Source organism: Serinibacter arcticus (assembly GCF_003121705.1).
GTDB lineage: Bacteria > Actinomycetota > Actinomycetes > Actinomycetales > Beutenbergiaceae > Litorihabitans.
Window position 1 is genome coordinate 2,182,133 of record NZ_PYHR01000002.1, and the last position, 18,697, is coordinate 2,200,829.

General features: G+C 75.1%; 17 protein-coding genes. 9 read left to right on the plus strand and 8 right to left on the minus strand.

Features of this window, described 5'->3' with window-relative positions:
• Positions 1–12: 12 nt before the first annotated feature.
• From C8046_RS09900 to C8046_RS09920, 5 genes are all read right to left on the minus strand, one after another.
• On the minus strand, positions 13–924 hold the full coding sequence (locus C8046_RS09900; RefSeq protein WP_109229300.1) for a DUF1684 domain-containing protein: 912 nt from the start codon (positions 922–924) through the stop codon (positions 13–15).
• Positions 921–2,630, minus strand: coding sequence for an ABC transporter substrate-binding protein (locus tag C8046_RS09905; protein ID WP_109229301.1), 1,710 nt, complete (start codon positions 2,628–2,630; stop codon positions 921–923). The genes C8046_RS09900 and C8046_RS09905 overlap by 4 nt, the downstream gene beginning before the upstream one ends.
• Before the next feature lie 65 nt (positions 2,631–2,695).
• Positions 2,696–4,333, minus strand: a complete 1,638-nt coding sequence (locus C8046_RS09910) for a dipeptide ABC transporter ATP-binding protein (protein ID WP_109229302.1) — start codon at positions 4,331–4,333, stop codon at positions 2,696–2,698.
• Positions 4,330–5,256, minus strand: coding sequence for an ABC transporter permease (locus tag C8046_RS09915; RefSeq protein ID WP_109229303.1), 927 nt, complete (start codon positions 5,254–5,256; stop codon positions 4,330–4,332). The genes C8046_RS09910 and C8046_RS09915 overlap by 4 nt, the downstream gene beginning before the upstream one ends.
• The gene (locus tag C8046_RS09920) at positions 5,253–6,323 is read right to left on the minus strand and encodes an ABC transporter permease (RefSeq protein WP_199224432.1); all 1,071 of its coding nucleotides are present in this window, start codon (positions 6,321–6,323) and stop codon (positions 5,253–5,255) included. Before C8046_RS09920 ends, C8046_RS09915 begins: the two co-directional genes overlap by 4 nt.
• 286 nt (positions 6,324–6,609) lie before the next feature.
• Here C8046_RS09920 and C8046_RS09925 point away from each other — a divergent pair, with 286 nt between their 5' ends.
• The 9 genes from C8046_RS09925 (at position 6,610) to C8046_RS09965 (ending at position 16,087) form a co-directional block, all read left to right on the plus strand.
• The gene (locus C8046_RS09925; RefSeq protein ID WP_109229304.1) at positions 6,610–7,716 is read left to right on the plus strand and encodes an LLM class flavin-dependent oxidoreductase; all 1,107 of its coding nucleotides are present in this window, start codon (positions 6,610–6,612) and stop codon (positions 7,714–7,716) included.
• The gene (locus tag C8046_RS09930) at positions 7,713–9,128 is read left to right on the plus strand and encodes an NtaA/DmoA family FMN-dependent monooxygenase (RefSeq protein ID WP_109229305.1); all 1,416 of its coding nucleotides are present in this window, start codon (positions 7,713–7,715) and stop codon (positions 9,126–9,128) included. Before C8046_RS09925 ends, C8046_RS09930 begins: the two co-directional genes overlap by 4 nt.
• Complete coding sequence (locus C8046_RS09935) at positions 9,125–9,679, plus strand: NADPH-dependent FMN reductase (protein WP_109229306.1); 555 nt, start codon at positions 9,125–9,127, stop codon at positions 9,677–9,679. Before C8046_RS09930 ends, C8046_RS09935 begins: the two co-directional genes overlap by 4 nt.
• Positions 9,676–10,236 carry a flavin reductase family protein gene (locus C8046_RS09940; protein WP_109229307.1) on the plus strand — a complete coding sequence of 187 codons (561 nt, stop codon included), beginning with the start codon at positions 9,676–9,678 and terminating at the stop codon, positions 10,234–10,236. Before C8046_RS09935 ends, C8046_RS09940 begins: the two co-directional genes overlap by 4 nt.
• On the plus strand, positions 10,233–11,432 hold the full coding sequence (locus tag C8046_RS09945; RefSeq protein WP_199224433.1) for an LLM class flavin-dependent oxidoreductase: 1,200 nt from the start codon (positions 10,233–10,235) through the stop codon (positions 11,430–11,432). The genes C8046_RS09940 and C8046_RS09945 overlap by 4 nt, the downstream gene beginning before the upstream one ends.
• A 206-nt stretch (positions 11,433–11,638) precedes the next feature.
• On the plus strand, positions 11,639–12,877 hold the full coding sequence (locus tag C8046_RS09950) for a M20 family metallopeptidase (protein ID WP_235866272.1): 1,239 nt from the start codon (positions 11,639–11,641) through the stop codon (positions 12,875–12,877).
• On the plus strand, positions 12,874–13,887 hold the full coding sequence (locus C8046_RS09955; protein WP_199224434.1) for an ATP-grasp domain-containing protein: 1,014 nt from the start codon (positions 12,874–12,876) through the stop codon (positions 13,885–13,887). Before C8046_RS09950 ends, C8046_RS09955 begins: the two co-directional genes overlap by 4 nt.
• Complete coding sequence (locus tag C8046_RS09960) at positions 13,884–14,909, plus strand: LLM class flavin-dependent oxidoreductase (RefSeq protein WP_109229308.1); 1,026 nt, start codon at positions 13,884–13,886, stop codon at positions 14,907–14,909. The genes C8046_RS09955 and C8046_RS09960 overlap by 4 nt, the downstream gene beginning before the upstream one ends.
• Before the next feature lie 44 nt (positions 14,910–14,953).
• Positions 14,954–16,087, plus strand: coding sequence for an LLM class flavin-dependent oxidoreductase (locus C8046_RS09965; protein WP_109229309.1), 1,134 nt, complete (start codon positions 14,954–14,956; stop codon positions 16,085–16,087).
• Between the two features lie 85 nt (positions 16,088–16,172).
• Here the strand turns inward: C8046_RS09965 and C8046_RS09970 are convergent, their stop codons facing one another.
• The 3 genes from C8046_RS09970 to C8046_RS09980 all read right to left on the minus strand — a co-directional run bounded on the left by C8046_RS09970 (position 16,173) and on the right by C8046_RS09980 (position 18,685).
• Complete coding sequence (locus C8046_RS09970) at positions 16,173–16,847, minus strand: heme oxygenase (biliverdin-producing) (protein WP_235866273.1); 675 nt, start codon at positions 16,845–16,847, stop codon at positions 16,173–16,175.
• Positions 16,848–16,952: 105 nt separating this feature from the next.
• A complete protein-coding gene (locus tag C8046_RS09975; RefSeq protein ID WP_109229311.1) occupies positions 16,953–17,849 on the minus strand; it encodes a hypothetical protein in 897 nt (298 codons plus the stop codon).
• Positions 17,846–18,685, minus strand: a complete 840-nt coding sequence (locus C8046_RS09980) for a heme ABC transporter ATP-binding protein (RefSeq protein ID WP_109230871.1) — start codon at positions 18,683–18,685, stop codon at positions 17,846–17,848. Before C8046_RS09980 ends, C8046_RS09975 begins: the two co-directional genes overlap by 4 nt.
• Positions 18,686–18,697 lie beyond the last annotated feature (12 nt).

Consider the following 18,697-nt stretch of genomic DNA (forward strand, 5'->3'; position numbering starts at 1 on the left):
GCCTCGCGAACGTCAGTCCGCGACCGCACCGCCCTGGAGCTGCGGGCCCGGGAGGGCGGCCGGCCCACCGCTGACCGGCGGTACGCCCGTGCGACCGGCCGGGGCCTTCTCCCCCGCCGTGACCGCGAACGGCAGCACGTTGCCGGCCACCGGGGCCGGGCACGTGCCGAAGTCGGAGAACGCGTACGGGTAGCTGACCGCGCGGTTGAGGTCGACGACGCCGCGACCCGACGTCGGGTCGCCCTCCACCCCGACCGTGCGCCACGCCGAGCTCGTCACGCCCGAGGTGGTGTCGCGGAACGCGAGCGACCACGCGCCGTGCCGACCGGTCGCGACCAGGCGGTGCTCGACGCCGCCGTGCACGATCACGACCTCGCCCACCGCGCTCGCGCGCTGGGTCAGCCCCGGCGCGGCCGAGTCGACCACGACCGTGCGCGGCTCGTCGTACGGCTCGAGCACGACCGGCAGGCGCCAGTCGGCGTCGAACTCCCAGGCGGGCACTCCCGCGAAGCCGGTGCGTGCCGGCGCCTGCGGGTCCCGCAGGCGCAGCGCGTAGTACCCGCCGCGGCGGAGCACCTCGATCCTCACCTCACCGACGACGGCGAACGCCCGGGCTCCGGCCTCGGCCACCTCCAGCGTGATCTCGCCGTCGAGCGGGGACGACGGCGGGGTCCCGCCGTCCTCGCCCGGCTCGCCCAGGAGGTCCAGGCCGTCGGTGACGTCGGCCGCGACGTGGAGCACGCCGTCGCGCACCCACCACCGTCCGGGCAGGCCGCCGGCGACGGACGGCGCCGCGGCCGTGACCCACTCCAGCCCGACCACGCTCAGCCAGTCGTGCGGACGGCGCAGCCCCTCCTCGCGGCCGGTGCGGAACGCGCGCCAGTCCTGCTCGAGCTCGCCCGCGGTGACGACGTCGGTGCTCATGCGCCGGCCTCCTTCCAGATGTCGTACGCGCTCCACAGCACGCCGCCGGCCTCGTCGATCGCGATGCCGTGGACGCCGGACGCGGCCGCGACGTTGTCCTGCGGCACGTAGATCGGCAGCGAGTAGGCGTTCTCGGCGATGTGCTGCTGCGCCTGCTGGTAGAGGTCGGTGCGGGTGGCGACGTCGTTGGTCGCCGCTGCCTCGGTCAGCAGGGTGTCGAGCGCGGTGTCGTCGACCTTGCCGCGCGCGAGCGTGCCGTCCGTGGCGTAGAGGAAGATCAGCGGCTGGCCGGAGTCGGCGTCGCCGCGAGAGTTGTCGAAGATCTGGTAGTCGTTCGCATCCGCCTTCTCGGTGGCGGTGCCCGCGTCGACCGGCGAGAACTGGAAGTCGATGCCGACGTTCTCCTTGAGGCTGGCGGAGATCGCCTGGCCGAGCAGCTCGCGGTTGTCGCGCAGGTAGGGCGCGGCGGCGTAGTCGACGATCGTGAGACGAGCGCCGCCCTTCGTGCGGTAGCCCTCGGCGTCCCGCTCGGTCCACCCGGCCTCGTCCAGCAGCGCGTTCGCACCGTCGACGTCGGTCTCGTACGAGGCGCCGACGCTCTCGTCGTAGAACGGCGAGATCGAGCTGACCGGGGCGAGCGCACGGTCGACCTCGCCGTGGTGCACGCCCTGGAGCACGGCGTCGAGGTCGACGCCCTTGATGAAGGCCTGACGCACGCGGACGTCGTCGAGCGGCGCCTGCGAGACGTTGAAGTAGTACGTGTACGGCAGACCGTTGTTGAGCGCGCGGTCGTAGGTGAACTCCTCGCTGTCGGCGAAGAGGGGCACGTCGATCGACTGGACGCCGTCGATCGCGTCGACCTGGCCGGAGGTGAGCGCACCGGTGCGCGTGGAGGCCTCGCCGAGGAACCGGTAGGTCACCGAGTCGAGGTGGGCCGGGCCGTCGTGGTCGGCGGCCTCGGGGGCCCAGTCGTAGTCGGCGCGCTGCGTCAGCACGACGTCCTGGCCGGCCGTGTACGACTCGAGCACGAACGGGCCCGTGCCCGCGACGTCGGTGCCGCCGGCCGCGAGGTTCGCGGCGGTGGTGATCGACGTCGGGGAGATCGGCGCGCCGTTGAGCGAGGACAGGTAGTCCAGCAGGAACGCGTCCGGCTGGCTGAGCGTGATGACCACGGTGCGCTCGTCCGGCGTCGCGACGTCGGTGACGTTGCGGAGCGAGAACACCGCCTGGCCGGAGTAGCCCTCGACCCGCGCCTGGTCGAGGTTGGCGAGCACGGCGGCGGAGTCGAGGACGTCGCCGTCGGAGAACGTCACGCCCTCGCGGAGCACCAGCGTCAGCTGCGTCTCGGCGTCGTCGTAGGTGAAGGACTCCGCGAGCCAGGGGTCGTAGCTGCCGTCCGCGTTCTTGTAGAGGTAGGAGTCCACGAGGTTGCGGAGTAGCAGCTTGGCCTTGTTCTGCCCGTTGGTCTGGGGGTTGAGGGTCAGCGGCTCGGTCTCGAGCGCCCACACGAGATCGCCGCCCGCCACGGGTTCGCCCGCGTCGGTCTCGGCCTCGGTGGTCTCGGAGCCGGAGCCTCCGGTGGACCCGGCGCCGCCACCCGTCCCGGCGTCGGCGGAGCCGCACGCGGTGAGGGTGAGCGCCGCGACGGCGAGCAGGGCGGGCAGGGTCGCGCGGCGGGACGGGGGCCGCAGTGTCGAGCGGGACATGGTTCTCCTAGGGGTGGGGCCGGGGCCAGGGGTGTGAACGAGGTGGACGAGGGAACGGGGAGGGGTCAGGCGACCGCGCTCTCGCGCAGGTCGGGCAGCGCCTGGAGGAGGCGCTGGGTGTAGGGGTGGGAGGGGTGGTGGAAGACCTGCTCCACCTCGCCCTGCTCCACGACCACGCCGTCCTTCATCACGACGATCCGGTCGGCGAGGTGGTGGACGACACCGAGGTCGTGGGAGATGAAGAGGATGGCGAGGTTGCGGGAGGCCGCCAGATCCAGCAGCAGGTCGAGCACCTGGGCCTGGATGCTGACGTCGAGCGCGGAGACCGGCTCGTCCGCCACGATCACGGCGGGGTCGGCCGCGAGCGCCCGGGCGATCGCGACACGCTGCCGCTGTCCGCCCGACAGGGTGCGCGGGTGCCGGCCCGCGACGCTCGGGTCGAGCCCGACCTGGGACAGCAGGCTCGCGACGCTCTCGCGGCGGCCGGTCCGGGTGGTCCCGTCGACCTGGCGCAGCGGTTCGGCCACGACCTCCGCCACCGTGTAGCGGGGGTCGAAGGAGGACAGCGGGTCCTGCGCCACGAGCTGGACGTCGAGCCGGCCCGCGGGCCGGACGACCTCGCCCGAGTCGGCCTCCACCAGCCCGAGCAGCACCCGGGCGAGCGTCGACTTGCCCGAGCCGGACTCCCCCACGACGCCGAGCACCTCGCCCTCGCGCAGCTCGACGTCGACGCCGGCCAGCGCGTGCCGCGTGCCGCCGCCGGGCGTCGGGTACGTGCGCACGAGGTCGCGGCCCGACAGGATCACGCGCTCCCCGGGTGCACGCTCCGCCGTCGGGAGCCGCTCGGGACTGCTGAGGCGGACCCCGCGCGAGGCCGCGGACGGGACGGCGGCGAGCAGCGTGCGCGTGTAGTCGTGCTGCGGATCGGTGAGGACCTGCTCGACCGATCCGGACTCCACGACGCGGCCGTCCTTCATCACGAGGATGCGGTCCGCGACGGCGGCGACGACGGCGAGGTCGTGCGAGATGAGCAGCAGCGCCGTGCCGTCGGACCGCAGCTGCGCGAGCAGCTCGAGGATCTGGGCCTGGACCGTGACGTCGAGCGCCGTGGTGGGCTCGTCGGCCACGAGCAGGGACGGCTGCGACGCGAGCGCCGAGGCGATGAGCGCGCGCTGGCGCAGACCGCCGGAGAGCTCGTGCGGGTAGGCGTCCACGCGCTCGGCCGGATCGGGGATGCCGACGGAGGCGAGCAGCTCGACGGCGCGCTCACGCCGTCGGCCGCGGGCCAGCAGTCCCGGAAGCGTGCGCCGGAGCGACTCGCCGATCTCGGCGCCGACCCGGCGCAGCGGGTCGAGGCTGACCAGGGCGTCCTGCAGCACGAGGCCGACGGACGTGCCGCGCAGCCTGCGCCAGCCGCGGTCGGACAGCCGGCGGGCGTCGACGCCGTCGATCGTGAGCTCGTCCGCCACCACCTCGGCGGTGTCGCCGGCGAGCCCGACGAGGGTCCGCGCGGTGACGGACTTGCCCGACCCCGACTCCCCCACGATCGCGACGATCTCGCCGCGGTGGATCTCGAGGTCGAGGCCGTCGACGGCGGGGCGGGCCGCGCCGTCGAACGTCACCGTGAGACCGCGGACGGTCACGAGCGGGGCCTCGGGTGCCTCGCGCGTCCCGGGCGCCCCTCCCGTCGTCGCGGCGCTCATGCGGCGCTCCGCTCGAGGTGGCGCTGGACCGCGCGGCCCAGCACGGTCGCGGACACGACCGTGAGCACGACGGCGAGGCCAGGGAACACGGCCCCCCACCAGGCCACCCGCAGGTAGTTGCGGTTCTCGGCCAGCATCGCGCCCCACTCGGGGGTGGGCGGCTGCGGGCCGAGCCCGAGGAAGCTCAGCCCGGCGGCGCCGATGATGGCGCCGCCGAGGCCGATGGTCGCGAGGACGGGCACGGTGGCCAGGGCGTTCGGCAGCACGTGCCGGAGCGCGAGCCTCGGCCCGGTGAGGCCGAACGTGCGCGCCTGCTCGACGTACCCCGACGTGCGCACGACCTGCGTCTGGGCCCGGACCACCCGGGCGAACCGCGGGATCCCGGCGATGCCGATCGCGACGATGAGGTTGCCCAGGCCGGGGCCCGTGAACGCGATGAGCACGAGGGCCAGCAGGATCTCGGGGAAGGAGGCCAGCACGTCGACGGCGCGGGCGACGACCGTGTCCAGGACGCGGTTGCCGCTCCCGGCCAGCAGGCCGAGCAGGATCCCGCCAAGCGCGGCGAGCGTCGTCGCGGCCAGGCCGATCGTGAGCGAGTACCGGGCGCCGTGGATGATCCGCGCGAGCACGTCGCGGCCCAGGGAGTCGGTGCCGGCGAGGTGCTCGGCGCTCGGCGCGGCGAGGGCCGCGAGCGGATCAGCGGCCAGCGGGTCCACGCCCGTGAGGAGACCGGGGGCGATCGCCGCGACGGCGACGACGACCAGCACCACGGCGGCCGCCAGTCCGCCCCAGCCGAGCACCGGTACGCGCAGCCGCGGGCGGCGGGGACGGGATCGCGGGGCGGCGGCGCGGGCGCCGTCGCCGGCCGCGTCGGAGGCGGAGGACGCGGAGGAGGTGACGCGAGGACGGACGAGGGTGGTCATCGGGTACCGCCTTGGGGGAGGGAGCCGACCGGCTCGGGCAGGAGGGTCGAGACCAGGACAGGGACGCCGTCGTCGGTGGCGGTGCCGGCGACCCCCGGACCGGCGGCACCGACGGCACCGAGGGCCGGGGCGCCGCCGCGACGCCGTGCCCCGGAGCGCAGCCGCGGGTCGATGGCGAGCGTGAGGAGGTCCACCAGCGTGGAGACGGCCACGAACGTCGCGGCCGCCACGAGGGCGACGCCGAGCACCACCGGCAGGTCCTTGCCGTACACGGCGTCGACGGTGATGCCGCCGAGGCCGGGCCGGCCGAAGACCTGCTCGACGATGACCGTGCCGCCGAGCAGTGAGCCGACGACGATCCCGGCGATCTGGAGGCCGGGCAGGCTCGCGTGACGCAGACCGTGCCTCGTGCGGACCGACAGCGGCGACACCCCGCGCGAGCGGGCGGTGAGGGCGAACGGTTCGCGGAGCGCCCGGTCCAGACCCTCCCGCAGCACCTGCGAGAGCAGCCCGGCGATGGGGAGCGCCAGCGCGAGGGCCGGCAGCGCGAGCGACCGCCACCCCGCACCGCCCGCCACGGAGAACCAGCCGAGCTGGAAGCTGAACACCGCCAGGAGCACGATCCCGATCCAGAACGACGGGATCGACAGCAGCACGAGCTCGAGGCCCGAGGCGATCCGGCGCACCGGGCCGACGCGGCCGGAGGTCAGCAGCGCGAGCGTGAGGGCGATGACGACGGCGAGCGCGAATGCCGAGAACGTCAGCGCCACGGTCGAGCCCAGCTGGGCCCCGAGCACCTCCGAGACCGGCGCCCGCAGCAGGTAGGACGTGCCGAGGTCGCCGCGGAACAGGCCGGTGACGTAGAGCGAGTACTGCACGAGCAGCGGGCGGTCGAGACCCCACAGGGCGATGATCTCGGCCCGCAGCTGCTGGTCGTCGCGGTTCTCGCCGAGGATCAGGTCGACGGTGTGGCCGGGGGCGGCGTAGACGGCGAGGAACGTCACCGTGACGGCCGCGAGCAGCACGACGGCGGCGGTGCCGAGCCGGGCGAGCACGAGTCGGAGCACGAGGTCTCTCCTTCCGGTTGGGGGTCTCGGGCCGCGATCGATCGAGGTGCCGCTGCACCGAGAGGGGGGATTGGGCGGTGACGCTACGGACGGCGACGACGACGGCTCCCGGCGATCGCGGGCGTCTCGCCCGCTGAGACGGCCGTGGCGCCGTTCCAGTCCCGTCGTCGCCTGAGCCGTCGAAGGCGTCTCAGCGGGCGAGACGGATGCGAGCGTCCCTGGGCGCCCTCCGCCGCGTCATTAGCGTCCCCGGCAACCCCTTTCCCCACGCCCCAGGAGGTATCCGATGTCGCAGCGACCCCTCGTCGTCGCGGTCGAGCTCGACGGTCACGGTGCCCACCCGGCGGCGTGGCGCGCGAGCGCCGAGCAGCCCGGCGCCGTCTTCGACCCGGCCGTGCTGCGCCGCACGGTGCTGGCCGCCGAGAACGGCGGCTTCGCGCTGGCGACGTTCGACGACGCCCTCACGACCACCCAGGCGACCGCGAGCGCCGGCGGCGTCGCGGGCCGCCTCGACGCCGTCGTGCGCAGCGCGTTCGTCGCCCCGCTGACGGCACGCGTCGGCCTCGGACCGCGCGTCGACCCCCGCGGCGTCGAGCCCTTCCACCTCGCCGCGCAGCTCGCCTCGCTCGACATCGCCTCGCTCGGCCGCGGCGCGTGGGTGGTGGGCGACGCCGACCAGCCCGCCCTGGCCGACGCCGTCGACAGGGTGGTCCCCGAGTCGCCCGAGGACCGCCGTCGCGAGGTGGCCGACGTCGTCACCACCGTCCGCCGGCTGTGGGACTCGTGGGAGGACGACGCCGTCATCAAGGACGTCACGACCGGCCGGTACATCGATCGCGACCGGGTGCACGCCGTCGAGGTGGTCACCCCGACCTTCTCGGTGGCCGGTGCGAGCATCACGCCGCGTCCCCCGCAGGGTCAGCTCGTGGTGCTGGCCGCCGACACCGCGCTCGACCCCGCGGCCGCCGACGTCAGCCTGGTGGGAGGACGCACGGTCGAGGACGTGCTCGCCAGGGCGGCCGCCGCCCGCGCGGCCGGGGCGCCCCGTGTGCTCGCGGAGATCGAGGTGCTGCTGGACGCCGCCGACGCCGCCGCCCCGGATCGCCTCACCGCCCTCGAGGCGCACGCCGTGTGGACCCCGACCGACGCGCTCCGCTTCGTCGGTTCGGCGTCCGGCCTGCTGTTCCTGCTCGAGCAGCTCGCCGGGGCGGTCGACGGCGTCCGGTTCCACCCCGCCGTCCTCAGCGCCGACCTGCCCGTGCTCACCCGCTCGGTCCTGCCGCGGCTCCTCGCAGCCGGCCTGACCCGCCCACCGCGCGCGGGGCAGACGCTCCGCTCCGTGCTCGACCTCCCCCGCCCCGAGAACACCTTCACCCGGAAGGACGCCGCATGAGCACGAACCTCGGCAGCAGAACCGGCAACCCGCCGCCCCGCCCGACCGCCCACGTCCACCTCGGCGTCTTCTTCCAGGGCGTCAACCACCACACCGTCTGGTCCGACCCGCGCTCGGGCTCGCAGACCGACCTCCTCTCGTTCCGCCGGATCGTCGAGACCGCTGAGCGAGGCCTGTTCGACGCGTTCTTCCTCGGCGAGGGGCTCCGGCTGCGCGAGACGAACGGCCGGCTGCACGACCTCGACGTCGTCGGCCGCCCTGACGCGATCACGCAGCTCGCCGCGCTCGCCGCCGTCACCACCCACATCGGCCTGGTGGCGACGCAGAACACCACGTACAACGACCCCGCCGACCTGGCGCGCCGGCTCGCGAGCCTCGACGTGCTCTCGGGAGGGCGCGCGGCCTGGAACGTCGTCACCACCGACAACGCCTGGACCGGGGCCAACTTCCGCCGCGGCGGCTACCTCGACCACGCCGACCGCTACACGCGGGCCGCGGAGTTCCTCACCGCCGCCCGCGCGGTGTGGGACTCCTTCGCCGACGACGCCGTGGCCCCCTCGCGCGACAGCGCGGCCTGGTCCCGGCCCGGGGCCGTCGCGCCCGTGGCCGTGGACGGCCGCACCCTGAGCAGCCACGTCACCCCGACCGTGCCGCGCAGCCCGCAGGGCCACCCCGTGATCTTCCAGGCCGGCGACTCCCCCACCGGCCGCACCTTCGCCGCCGAGAACGCCGACGTCATCTTCTCCGCGCACGGCGGCGACCTCGAGGACGCGCTCACGTTCGCCCGGGACATCCGCCGTCGGACCACCGCGGCCGGCCGCCCCGCCGACGACGTGAAGATCTTCCCCGGCACCGCGTTCGTGCTCGGGGCCACCGAGGCCGAGGCGCAGGAGAAGGCGCGCTGGCTCGCCCACGAGCAGATCTCCGACGCCACGGCGCTGTCGATCATCAGCCACATCTGGGGCGAGGACCTCAGCCACCTCGACCCCGAGGGACCGCTGCCGGAGCACGACCCGGCCCCGCGCGAGCTCGCCCGCACCCGGGGCACGGGCGCCGGTCAGGGGGATCCGGTCCAGCTCGCCCGCAGCCTGCGCTCGCGCGCCGACGAGCGCGGCCTGTCGCTGCGCGAGGTCGTCATCGCCGCCGACCGTCGGCAGGGTTTCGTCGGCACGCCCGACGCCGTCGCGGACCGCCTGGTGGAGTTCGTCCGCAGCGGCGCCGTCGACGGTTTCAACGTCTCGCCGTGGCTCGTGCCGGACGGCCTGGACGACGTCGTCGACCTCCTCGTGCCGGCGCTGCAGGAGCGCGGCGCCTACCCGACGAGCTACCGCGGCACCACGCTGCGCGAGCACCTCGGGCTGCGCGAGCCGCTCACGCGGCGCGCGGACGGCCGGACGGCGGTCGGCGCATGAGCGTCGTGGTGCTGTCGGGCAACCCGCGGGTGGGCTCCCGCACGAGCGCGGTCGCGCTCGAGCTGGCGCGGGCGCTGGTCGCGGCCGGTGTCCCGGGCGGCGCGGGCGACCCGGCGGGGGACGGCGAGATCGTCGCCGTCGAGCTGGCCGACCTCGCGGGCGAGGTGCTCACGGGCGGGGCGGCGACCACGGCCGCGCGCGAGGTCGTGGCGGGCGCGAGCCTGCTCGTCGTCGCGACGCCCGTCTACAAGGGTGCGTACACCGGGCTGCTGAAGGCGTTCCTCGACACCTACGCCGAGGGCGAGCTCGGCGGGGTGCCGACGGTCGCCCTCGTCATCGCGGGCAAGGACGGTCACCTGCACGCCGGCGAGACCCACCTGCGGCCCGTGCTGCTCGAGGTCGGGGCCGCGCTGCCCGCGCCCGCGCTCGCGCTGCCGCAGCGCCTGGTCGGCGAGCACGCCGGCGTGCTCGAGGAGTGGGTCGGACGGTACGGCGCACTGCTGACGGCCTCGTCCCGTGCCGTGACGTCGCCGGTGGCGGTGCCGGCGTGAGCGCCCAGCCGATCCCCCTCGACCTCGAGGCGGCGCAGCACTCCGGCCCGCTGTTCCGGGAGATCTTCCGGCGCCACCCGGCCGGCGTCGCCGTCGTGACGCTCGTCGACCCGGTGCTGGGACGCAACGTCGGCTTCACCGCGACGTCCGTGATCTCCGTGTCCGCCGCCCCGCCCACGCTGGCGTTCTCGATCTCGCGCGGCTCGTCCTCGTGGCCGGCGCTCGCGGCCGCCACCAGCGTCGTCGTCAACTTCCTGCACTCCAGCTCCGGCGGCCTCTCGCAGCGCTTCGCCACCCACGGCGTCGACCGGTTCGCCGGCGTCGACTGGTCTCCGCTCGAGACCGGTGAGCCCGTGCTCGACGGCGCGTCCTCCTGGGTGCGCGCGACCGTGCTCGAGCGGCACCCGACGGCGGACAGCGCCCTGGTCGTGGCCCGCGTCGAGCGCGGCGCCGTCGGCGACGACGAGCCGCTCGTCTTCTACGACCGCGGCTACCACGGGCTGCACGCGCTGCCCCCGCTGGTCGACGTGGCGGACGACGGCGAGGCCGCCTCGTGACCGATCGCCGGGTTCCGCTGTCGGTGCTGGAGCTGAGCCCCGTCGCGGCCGGCGCCGACGCGGGCGACGCGCTGGCCGCGAGCCTCGAGCTCGCGGTCCTGGCCGACCGGCTCGGCTACGAGCGGCTGTGGTTCGCCGAGCACCACCTCACCCCCGGCGTGGTCTCGGCGGCGCCCGCCGTGCTGACGGCGCTGGCCGCCGAGCGGACCTCGCGCATCCGGCTCGGCTCGGGCGCGGTGCTGCTGGGGAGCACGTCGCCCGCGCTCGCCGTCGAGCAGTTCGCCACGGTCGCGCGCCTGCACCCGGGGCGGATCGACCTCGGGCTCGGGCGGGCGCACGTCCCGCCGCCCGCGCCGACGGTCGCCGGGTCGGCACCGGCGCCGCCCGCCCCGGCGGCACCGCCCGCCCGTGAACCGGTCGGCGACCGCACGGTCGCCGGGCTCCTGGTCCCGGCCGCCCCGCCCTTCTCCTTCAGCGATCCCGCGCTGCTGGCCCACCACGGGGTCCGCTCGCGGCTGCTCGGCCGACGCACCGAGATCCCCGACTACCTCGCCGAGCTGACGCTCGCGCTCGACCTGCTCGGGGAGGGCCACGTGGTGGGCGAGGAGGTCGTTCGCAGCGGCGTCGCCTCGGGCGCCGACCTGCAGGTCTGGGCGCTCGCGAGCAGTCCCGGCGAGAGCGCCCGCGCCGCCGGCGCGCTCGGGCTGCCACTCGCCGCGAACTACCACGTCAGCCCGTCCGGGGTGCTCGAGACCGTCGCCACCTACCGCGAGGCGTTCCGGCCGGGCGTGCTGCCGGCCCCTCGGGTGATCGTCTCGGCCGACGTGCTCGTGGCGGAGACCGATGCCCGCGCCGAGACGCTCGCGCGCGGCTTCGACCGGTGGGTGCTGGGCATCCGCACGGCCTCCGGGGCGCTCCCGTACCCGGCCCCCTCCGACGCCGAACCCGTCATCGACGAGCGCGAGCGCGCCCTGATCGGCGACCGCGTGCGGACCCGGTTCGTCGGCGACCCGCGCCGGGTCGTCGACGGGCTCGAGCGCCTGGTCGAGGCGACCGGCGCCGACGAGCTGCTCGTCACGAGCATCGCGCACGACGCCGCCGCGCGCCTGCACTCGTTCGCGCTGCTCGCCCGGGCGTGGGGCGCCGAGGCGGCTCGGCCGACGGCCGAGCGCGAGCCGACGGCGGTCGCCTCATGATCGCGAGGCCTTTCGGGTCCGATCGCGAGGCCCTTCCGGTCACGTCGCGAGGCCCTTCGGGTCCACTCGCGAGGCCCTTCGGGTCCGACGGCGAGGCCCTTCCGGTCGCCCCGTCGCCCCACCCGCCCACCCAGCGCGCGCCCAGCCGCGCGTTCCTCGACGCCCTCGACGAGCGCACCCGACGCCTGAGCGCCACGTTCGAGCCGTTGACGTCACACCACGAGGGCGCCCCGCCGTCGTCGGCCGCCGCGGTGCGCGACGCCGTGCACGTCCTCGGCGACGACCTGCTCATCCTCGCCGCCACCGTGCACGACCTCGCGGAGGAAGCCTTCGCCGAGACCGGGTCGGCCGCCGCCATCGCGACGGCGGTGCGCGCGCGGGGCCACGACGTCGAGATCGGCGTCGGTGGGCTGCCGACCGCGCTGCGCGCCCGCGCCGGTCGCGCGCCCGAGGACGGCGGCACGGGACGCATCGCGATCCTCGCGGAGTACGACGCGCTGCCCGGGATCGGACACGCGTGCGGCCACCAGGTCATCGCGGCGGCCGCCGTCGGCGCCTTCCTCGCGCTCGCGGACCAGGCAGCCGACCTGCCCGGCGAGGTCGTGCTGCTCGGGACCCCCGCGGAGGAGGGCAGCAGCGGCAAGGAGCTGCTCGCCCGCGGCGGCGCGCTGGCGGACCTCGACGCGGCGATCATGGTCCACCCGTTCTCGCACGACGTCGTCGACCACCCCTTCCTCGGGCGTCGCCAGCTCGTGGCGACCTACCACGGCATCGCGGCGCACGCCTCGGCCCAGCCGTTCATGGGGCGCAACGCGCTCGACGCCATCGCGCTGAACTACCAGGCCGTCGCCTACCTGCGCCAGCACCTGCCGCCGAGCGACCGGGTGCACGGCGTCGTCCGCGAGGGCGGGCAGCGGCCGTCGATCGTGCCGGAGCGGGCGCAGGTGGAGTACTACGTGCGCTCCGCGGCGCCCGAGACGCTGCGCGACCTGTCGCGGCGGCTGGAGGACGTCGCCCGCGGCGTCGCGCTGGCCACCGGTACCGAGGTCGAGCTGACCTGGGACCCGCTGCCGGCCACGCTGCCCGTGCGGACCAACGACCCGCTCGTGCGGCGGTGGTCGCAGCACCAGAGCGCGCTCGGCCGGCTGCCGCTCGCGGGCGGCGTCGTCTCGGAGACGCTCGCCGGCTCCACGGACTTCGGCAACGTCAGCGCCCGGATCCCCGGGATCCACCCGATGATCGCCGTCGGCGACGCGGCGCTCCACACGCGGGAGTTCGAGCGTGTCGCGGCCTCGCCGAGCGGAGACCTGGCGGTGCTCGACGGCGCCGCGGGCCTCGCGCTCACCGCGCTCGACTGGCTGCACGACGGCGAGCTCCGGGCCGCGGTCCGCGCCGACTTCGAGGCGGCCGGCGGGGTGCTCGACGTCGAGGGGTACTTCGCGTGAGCGGCGCGGGCGAGCGGGGCGTGGTGCACGCCGTGCACGAGAACCCCGACTGGTTCGGGCCCTTCGCCGCGGCGTTCGAGGAGCGCGGCCTCCCCTACCGCGAGTGGCTGCTGACCGACGGCGGGACGCTGGATCTCGACGACGAGCCGCCCGCCGGCGTCTTCTGGTCGCGGTTCTCGGCGTCCTCGCACACGCGCGGTCACCACGCCGCCAAGGAGCACACGCGCGCCGTGCTCGCGTGGGCGGCCGCGGCCGGTCGCCGCGTGGTCAACGGCCGCTCGGCGCTCGAGGCCGAGGTCAGCAAGGTCGTGCAGCTCAGCGCGCTGCGGCGCCGCGGGGTCGACGTCCCGCGCACCCGCGTGGTCGTCGGCACCGGGCACCTGCTCGAGGCGGCGCGCGCCTGGGAGGACCCGACCGGGGCCGGCTTCCTCACGAAGCACAACCAGGGCGGCAAGGGCCTCGGCGTCGCGCGGTACTCGCACGCGGACGAGCTCGAGGCCGCGCTGGCCGCGGGCGCGCTCGAGGATCCGGTCGACGGCGTCGTGCTGCTCCAGGAGTACGCCGCCCCCGCGGACGGGACGATCACGCGGGTGGAGATCGTCGGCGGCGAGCTGGTCTACGCCGTCCGGGCCGACACCGTGCACGGCGGGTTCCAGCTCTGCCCGGCCGACGCGTGCGCGCTCGACCCGGTCACGGGCCGCCCGCTGCTGCCGCCGGGCGCGACCCTGCCGCCCGTGCCCGGGCAGTCGCTGTTCTCGCTCCACGAGGGCTTCGGCGACGAGCCGTGGCAGGCCGAGCTCGTCGGCCGCTACCGCCAGGTGCTCGACGACCTCGGGATCGAGATCGCCGGCATCGAGCTGCTGCGGACGGCGGACGGTCGCGTCCTCACCTACGACGTCAACACGAACACCAACTACAACGCCGACGTCGAGGCGGTGGCGCCGCGCAGCGGTCCCGGCGCGATCGCCGACCACCTCGGCGCCCTCCTCGCAGACGGAGCCCCCCGGTGACCACCACCTCCCTGTCCTTCCTCACCCCCGGCAACTTCGACGACGACGACCCGGCCCCCGGCCTGGAGAACACGCTGCGGCTCATCGAGCTGGGCGAGGAGCTCGGCTACCAGGGCGCCTGGGTGCGTCAGCGCCACCTGGAGCACGGCATCTCCTCGGCGGCCACGGTGCTCGCGGCGGCGACGCAGCGGACCCGGACCATCGAGCTCGGCAGCGCGGTCATCCCGCTCGGCTACGAGAGCCCGTTCCGGCTCGCGGAGGACCTCGCCACGGTCGACGTGCTCTCGCGCGGGCGGCTGCAGGTCGGCGTCTCGGTCGGGCCGCCGCCGCACGCCGAGCTCATCGGCGCCCTCGTGCACGGCCCCGGGTGGGAGGCGCAGGAGGTCGGGTACGAGCGTGCCGAGCGCCTCGCCGCGAACCTGGAGGGCACCTTCATCGGCGACGCCGACACCCGCATCACCTCGCCCGGCAACGTCCAGCGCCCGCGGCTGCAGCCCGTGGCGCCGGGGCTGCGGGACCGGCTCTGGTACGGCGGCAGCTCGGCCGCGTCGGTGGACTGGGCGGCGCGGAACTCCTTCCACCTGCTGACCGGCAACATCGGCCGCGCCGAGGAGAGCGACGACTTCGTCACCGAGCAACGGGCGCGGATCGCCGCGTTCCGCCGCGGGTGGGCCGGTCCCGGGACGCCGCGCATCGCCGTCGGGCGCGTCGTTCTGCCGACCGACTCCGCGAGCGGGGCGACCCGCCGTCGCTACGCCGCCTACGCGGCCGAGCGCGACGCCCGCACGCACGGTCCGCAGGGCGAGCGCCGCACGCTGTTCGCACCGGACCTCGTGGGCACGAGCGAGGAGCTCGCCGAGCGCCTGCTCGCCGACGGAGCCGTGCAGGACGTCGACGAGCTGCGGCTCGAGCTGCCCTACGAGCTCGCGCTCGAGGACTACGCGCAGGTGCTCCACGACGTCGCCACCCACCTCGCCCCGGCGCTCGGCTGGGCACCGGCGACGACGTCCGTGGCCGCCTGACCCCTGACTCTCGACCCGAACGCGCAACCCGAAGGAGATCCGCCGTGAAGTTCCAGGTGCTCGACATCATCTTCAACCCGCCGAACCCGCTCACCGGCGAGACGCTGCCGGCCGACGTGCGCCTCGAGCGCGTCGTGGAGAACGCCGTCCTGGCGGAGGAGCTCGGCATCGACGCGTACGCCGTCGGCGAGCGACACGCGGGGCCGGTGCTCTCCTCCTCGCCCACCGTGGTGCTCGGCGCGATCGCGCAGGCGACGGACCGGATCCTGCTCAACACCGGCGTCACCGTGCTCTCGCTGCTCGACCCGGTGCGGGTGGCGGAGGACCTCGCGACGATCGACCAGCTGAGCAAGGGGCGGCTGGAGATCACGATCGGCAAGGGCAACGAGGTCGCGCAGTACCCGCTGTTCGGCCGCGACCTGGACAGGCAGTACGACTACCTCGTCGAGAACTACGAGCTGCTGCGCCGACTCCTGTCGGAGGAGGACGTGACGTGGTCGGGGGAGTTCCGCGCCCCGCTCGAGGGCGTCACCACGCTGCCGCGGCCGTACGGCGGCCCGATCCGGATCTGGCACGGGAGCGCGTCCTCGAGCATCGCCGTCGAGCTCGCCGCCCGCTGGGGCGACCCGGTCTTCACAGCCAACGCGCTGCAGCCGCGCGAGAACTACCTGCGCCACCTCGACCACTACCGCGCCGAGTGGGCGCGGCACGGTCAGGATCCCGCGGCGGCGTACGTCGGTTCGGGCTCGGGCGGCCTCTTCCTCGCCGACACGACCGAGGCGGCCACCGAGCTCTACCGCCCGCTGTTCGAGGGGCAGATCGCGCAGTCGGACGCGCGCGGCCACAAGGACGTGCTCGGCAAGGGGACGTCGTTCCGCAACCTCGAGGACGCCGTCGAGCGCGGTCCGGCGCTGATCGGCTCGAGCGAGCGGGTGGCGGAGAAGATCCTCGACTACCACGCGTCCTACGGGCACGACGTGCAGTCGATCTCGCTGAACCCGGCGCTCGAGCACGCGGCGCAGCAGGACCTGCTGCGGAAGTTCGCCGAGGAGGTCGTGCCGCTCGTGCAGCGCGAGGTCTCCACGACGCTCTGGGGGCCGGAGGACGCACGCCGTCCGGCGTTCCTGCGCGAGCGGGAGGCGGCGGGCACGCCCGAGCCGGAGCTGGTCCGGGCCTGAGGAACGACGGCCGGACGACGACGGCCGGGTCGGCGCCGCTGCGGCGTCGACCCGGCCGGGTCGGCGGATCGGTGGGGCGGGCCGCTCAGGCGGCGGTGGAGTCCTCGTCGTTGCGACCGCCGAGGTCGACGAACAGCGCGGCGTTGAGGTCGAAGGCGACCTTCGCCTCCTCGACCACGGCGTCGATCTGCTCGGGCGTGAACGGCGCGGCGTCGAGCAGCGCGCGGTAGTCGTCCTTGAACGGCTTCGGCTTGGGGATCTCGGTGAACGTGTAGAACGTCAGCTCCTCCGGCGTCATGCCGTAGTGCCGCTGCAGCATCCGGGAGATGATCTGGCCGCCCGACAGGTCGCCGAGGTAGCGCGTGTAGTGGTGGGCCACGAACCGCTCGGCGGTGTCGATCCCGTCCAGCACCTCGATGTAGGCGCGGGTCGCCGGGAGGACGTCGACGGCGTCGCGCCAGTCCGGTCCGAGCAGCAGCGCGAGGTCGGCCTCGAGGCTCGGCACCCGCACGAGCGCGTCGATCAGGAACGGGGCCGCGGCGGCGTCGCCCCGCAGGCGCTCGCCGGCCGCCTCGAGCGCGGAGTAGATCGCGTGGTGCTGCGTGGCGAGGTCGATGTACGCCTCGCGGCTGAGCGCGCCGCCCATGAGCTGCGTGACGAAGCCGCGGGTCTCCGCGTGCTCGTGCTGCGGCCGCGTGGCCGTGCGGAGCAGGGAGGACAGGGCGGTGTCCGGGGCGAGGGTCTCGACGATCATAGGCATGGCGGGCATCCTTGTTTCTGACAACTTGTCACGACAGTCTGTCATGACCATTGGAATAAGGAAGCCTTACCTGCGCGTCCGCGGGAGACGTGTCTCAGGGAGCGGTCACTCCGCGCGCGCCGCGTCCTTCCGCCGCTTCGCGACGACGCCGGCCGTCACCGCCGCCGCGATCGCGGCCGCTCCCGCCGACCCGGCGACGACCCAGGGGGCGGCGGACGAGTCGGAACCCGTGTCCGCGCTCCCGACGTCGGAGGTGCCCGACTCCTGCGCGCTCGCCGTGACCTCGCCCTCGGGCGACGGGGTCGCCTGGGGGGTCGGTGTCGCCGTCTCCGACGGACTCTCGGTCGCCGTCTCCGCCGGCGCCTCGGGGGCCGCCTCGGACTCGGCCGCCGCCACGGGCGCGAACGAGATCGGGGTGAACGTCTCGTTGTTGGCGTTGACGACGCCGTGCGCGCCGAACGTGATGATGCCGCAGGTCTCGACGCGGCAGTCGAGCTCGCGCGCGTTCTCCCCGGCCGCGTCCGTGACGGTGAGCACCGGCCCCGGGATCACGAGGTCCGTCGCCCAGGAGCCGTCCAGGGCCAGCTCGGCCCCGTTCGCCTCCGACGCGGTCGAGGACCCGGGGAAGGTGACGAACTTCTGGTAGCCGGCGTTCTCGGCCGCCTGCGTGTCCGGCTGGTAGGCGTACGTCTCGCCGAAGCCGCCGCCGGCGCTGGGCTGCCACGCGCCATCGGCCACCCAGCCGAACAGCACGTACAGGCCGCCGAAGCCGCCGTCGATCGACTGGAAGCCCGCACCCGTGAGCGTGAGGGTGGTCTCGCCGTCGGGCGAGGCGACGCGGTCCCCGAGCGAGCTGACGGCCGTCACCGTCGCGCCCGTGGGGCCGGGCTGCGGTGCGGGTGCGGCGGAGGCGGCACCGGCCGGGAGCACGGCGAGGCCGAGCGCGCCCAGCACGAGCGCGGACCGGCGGATCCGGTGGCGGGCGGTGGTGGTGGGGCTCATGACGACGTCTCCTCGTCGGTCGGGAACGCGGTGGGGATGTCGGTGACGACGGGGCCGGCTGCACCAGGTCGTCGGTGCGCCCGCACCGGCAGCACGACCGGCCCGGGCGAGTCCGGGTGGTGGATCACGTCGACGGGGTGCTCGTAGACCTCGGTCAGCAGCTCGGCGGTCAGCACCTCGTGCGGGGTGCCGTCGGCGCGCACCCGTCCGCCGCGCAGCAGCACCACGCGATCGGCGTAGGCGCCGGCGAGGCTGAGGTCGTGGAGCACGACGACGACGGCGGCGCCGTCCGCCACGAGGCGCGTCACCTCCGTGAGCAGCGCCTCCTGGTGACGGATGTCGAGCGCCGCCGTCGGCTCGTCGAGCAGGAGCACGCGGGTGTCCTGGGCGAGCGCCCGCGCGAACGACGTGCGTGCCTTCTCCCCGCCCGAGAGGGAGGGGAAGCGGCGCGCGGCCAGGTGCGTGACGTCCGCGCGGCGCATCGAGGCGGCCACGACGGCGTCGTCGTCGTCCTCCGACGGCGTCCCCTGCCAGGGCGCGCGACCCATCGCGACGACCTCGGTGGCGGTGAAGGAGAAGCTGAGCTGGGACTCCTGGACCTGGACGGCGCGCACGCGCGCGAGGTCGCGGACCGGCGTCCGCCTCAGCTCGCGGCCCGTGACCTCGACCGTACCGGCGGCCGGGTCGAGGTCACCGGCGAGGACGGCCAGCAGCGTGGACTTGCCCGCGCCGTTGGGCCCGACGAGCGCGGTGAGCTCGCCGGGGCGGACCTCGAGGTCGACGTCGTCGAGGATGAGCGAGCCGCCGAGCACCACCCGCACGCCGCGGGCGGACATGAGGGAGTCGGT